This is a genomic window from Microcoleus sp. M2_D5 (assembly GCF_036701935.1).
GTDB lineage: Bacteria > Cyanobacteriota > Cyanobacteriia > Cyanobacteriales > Microcoleaceae > Microcoleus.
Genome location: NZ_JAUBRP010000054.1, coordinates 42,405 through 45,028, shown reverse-complemented (window position 1 = coordinate 45,028; position 2,624 = coordinate 42,405). Strand labels below are relative to the sequence as shown.

5 protein-coding genes are annotated in these 2,624 nt (G+C 46.7%); 3 read left to right on the top strand and 2 right to left on the bottom strand.

Annotated features, from left to right (window positions below):
• Nucleotides 1-72 precede the first annotated feature (72 nt).
• Together QUA50_RS20805 and QUA50_RS20800 are read right to left on the bottom strand one after the other, a co-directional pair.
• Nucleotides 73-285 carry a hypothetical protein gene (locus QUA50_RS20805; RefSeq protein ID WP_333266391.1) on the bottom strand — a complete coding sequence of 71 codons (213 nt, stop codon included), beginning with the start codon at nt 283-285 and terminating at the stop codon, nt 73-75.
• Nucleotides 272-544, bottom strand: a complete 273-nt coding sequence (locus QUA50_RS20800) for a BrnT family toxin (RefSeq protein WP_333266393.1) — start codon at nt 542-544, stop codon at nt 272-274. Before QUA50_RS20800 ends, QUA50_RS20805 begins: the two co-directional genes overlap by 14 nt.
• Nucleotides 545-607: 63 nt before the next feature.
• Here QUA50_RS20800 and QUA50_RS20795 point away from each other — a divergent pair, with 63 nt between their 5' ends.
• The 3 genes from QUA50_RS20795 to QUA50_RS20785 form a co-directional block, all read left to right on the top strand.
• Nucleotides 608-1,246, top strand: coding sequence for a histidine phosphatase family protein (locus tag QUA50_RS20795; protein WP_333266394.1), 639 nt, complete (start codon nt 608-610; stop codon nt 1,244-1,246).
• Between the two features lie 145 nt (nt 1,247-1,391).
• Nucleotides 1,392-2,159, top strand: a complete 768-nt coding sequence (locus QUA50_RS20790) for a YebC/PmpR family DNA-binding transcriptional regulator (protein WP_333266397.1) — start codon at nt 1,392-1,394, stop codon at nt 2,157-2,159.
• A gap of 121 nt (nt 2,160-2,280) precedes the next feature.
• On the top strand, nt 2,281-2,624 hold a 344-nt coding region (locus QUA50_RS20785), incomplete at its 3' end, for a hypothetical protein (RefSeq protein ID WP_333433666.1).

The following is a 2,624-nucleotide window of genomic DNA, read 5'->3' as shown; positions in this document are numbered from 1 at the left end:
AATAGATTTAGTTGTCTTCGAGATGCAATTGAATATGTCCTGGGTACCGTGTCCTAACCGCCTTGGCGGTTGCTATACCACGTTTTCTTTAGTAATTCTAATCAAAAACCGCAGAGCTTCATTTACTGCTTCAGAATCGGGAAACATCTCTGCAACATCCGGTTCTAAACGAATATTTACACCGCCAAAACTCTTTCGTCCAGAGCCTACCTTTCTTACCCGCAACTTCCTCAAATCATATTCCGGCCGCAGCTCATCGTCCATCCCTGTTTCATCCTTCTTCATAAACTTCTCGCTCCACTCGTGTTACTTTTCTGGCGCTAATCAAACGAATAAAATCTGCTCTTTCTGTATACGACACTATCAATAAATTACCGGGCTGGGACTCTCTAACAATAATATAGCGCTCTTCTTCATCAGAGTGATCCGGATCGTAGAAATCGACGTAGAGGGGATCGTCAAAAACCGTTCTGGCTTCCTCAAATGAGATGTTATGCTTGGACAAATTTACCGCAGCCTTGTTTTCATCCCACTCGAATTTCATAAAGATCCCAAATCAGCATCTTTGATATAATATTACATCAAGAAGCAAAACTAAAACCAACTCATGCCGCAAACAGTCTGGATCGCACGACACGGAAACCGCATCGACTTCGTTAACCCCGACTGGTTTCTCACCGCAGAACACCGCTACGATCCCCACCTTTCCGAAGACGGTCACATTCAAGCCAAACAACTCGCAAATCGCCTCAAAGGAGAAGGAATTTCTCATATTTTTGCTTCCCCTTTTCTGCGAACTGTCCAAACAGCAAATCACGCGGCAGAAGCTCTCGATTTGTCAATTAAACTAGATTGGGGACTGTGCGAATGGCTGAATCCTGAATGGATGACAGAAATGCCGGAAACAGAGTCCGTCGAAGCTTTGTGCAGCCGCTTTCCCAGGATTGATGCTTCCTACAAAGGCGGTATTGCTAATTATCCCGAAACCGTGGAAGCTTGTTTCAAAAGGGCGGGGGAAACGGCTAAACGCCTCGCGGCTGAGTTTCCCGAAGATATGTTATTAGTAGGTCACGGTGCGTCGGTTTTAGGAACTGCGATCGGGCTAGCGGGCGGTGCAGAAACGGAAATTAACGCTTCTTTGTGCTGTTTGGTGAAAGTGGTGCGGGGCGAGGGAGAATGGTCGATCGCACTTAATGGCGATACTTCTCACCTGACTGACTCTGAAACCGCGATCCGGTTTAATTAAAGTTGAGATTGGTGCGAAAAATCGCGTTTTATGCTATGTGTGTAAGGTGCGCCGAGGTGCACCCTACGTTAATCAGATTTGTCAGAATCTGGGTGTTATTGTTTAATGTCGATCGCACATTTTAAATCGAAAATCTTAAATCGGTATGGCTGGACACAGTAAATGGGCGAATATTAAACGCCAAAAAGCTAGAGTTGATGCCGTTAAAGGCAAAGTTTTTGCGAGAATATCTCGCGAAATTATTGTCGCGGCCCGCAGCGGAGTTCCCGATCCCGCAGGCAATTTTCAACTGCGGACGGCTATAGAAAAAGCCAAGGCGGCGAGTATTCCTAATGAAAACATAGAAAGGGCGATCGCCAAAGGTGCGGGCTTGGCGGGGGGGAATTCGGAATTAGAAGCTATTCGCTACGAAGGTTACGGCGTTGGCGGGGTTGCTATTCTGATAGAAGCGCTGACAGACAATCGCAACCGCACAGCGGCTGACTTGCGAGAAGCTTTTACTAAAAATGGCGGCAACTTGGGCGAAACTGGTTGTGTGGGCTGGATGTTTGACCACAAAGGAGTTTGTACGGTACGCGGCCCGATTGATGAGGAACAATTGTTTGAAGCGTCGCTAGAGGCGGCTGCGGAATCTTATGATTTGATATTAATTGATGAGGATACTGAAGGGGCAGAGGTTTTTACAAGTGTGGCTAATTTGGAACAGTTGGCTGATGTTTTGAAACAAAAAAGTTTTGCTGTTGTGCAGTCGGAAAATCGCTGGATTCCGAGCAATACCGTGGAAATAGATACTCCTGAAAAAGCTCGATCGCTCCTTAAGTTAATGGATGCACTGGAAGATTTGGACGACGTGCAAAGCGTGACGGCGAATTTTGAAATGACAGATGAATTGATGTCTTTGAGTATGGTTTAATGCTTTAAAGATGAGGGATCTGGATCGTCATGCTGGCACTGCAAAAGATGAAAACTCGCCAGCGGGACATCGCGTTACACTATAACCAGGAAACGAATCCCCATCTATAGGCGAGTGGGGAGTGTCAATCCAACGCATTGCTGAAAAAGCTGCATTGAAAAACTCAACCCACAGTAAAGCCATGCTAGATAACAACGAAAGCAAAAGAGACAGCACCCACTCAGAAGAAGTTCTGTCAGCAACCGAAGTATCAGAAACCAAGGATCGATCCGAATCAAAGGTGCAGGCTGAACCAGGGGGTAAATCCAATTGGTTCGGTTCCGTTTTCGGAGCCGTCTCTGCAACGGCGAGTGCGGTAGGGAATGCGGTAGGGAATGCCGGAAATGCAATTGTTAATACCGCGAGTGCGGTAGGCAATGCAGCAGGCAGTGCTGGAGGTGCGATTGTTGTTAATACCGCGAGTGC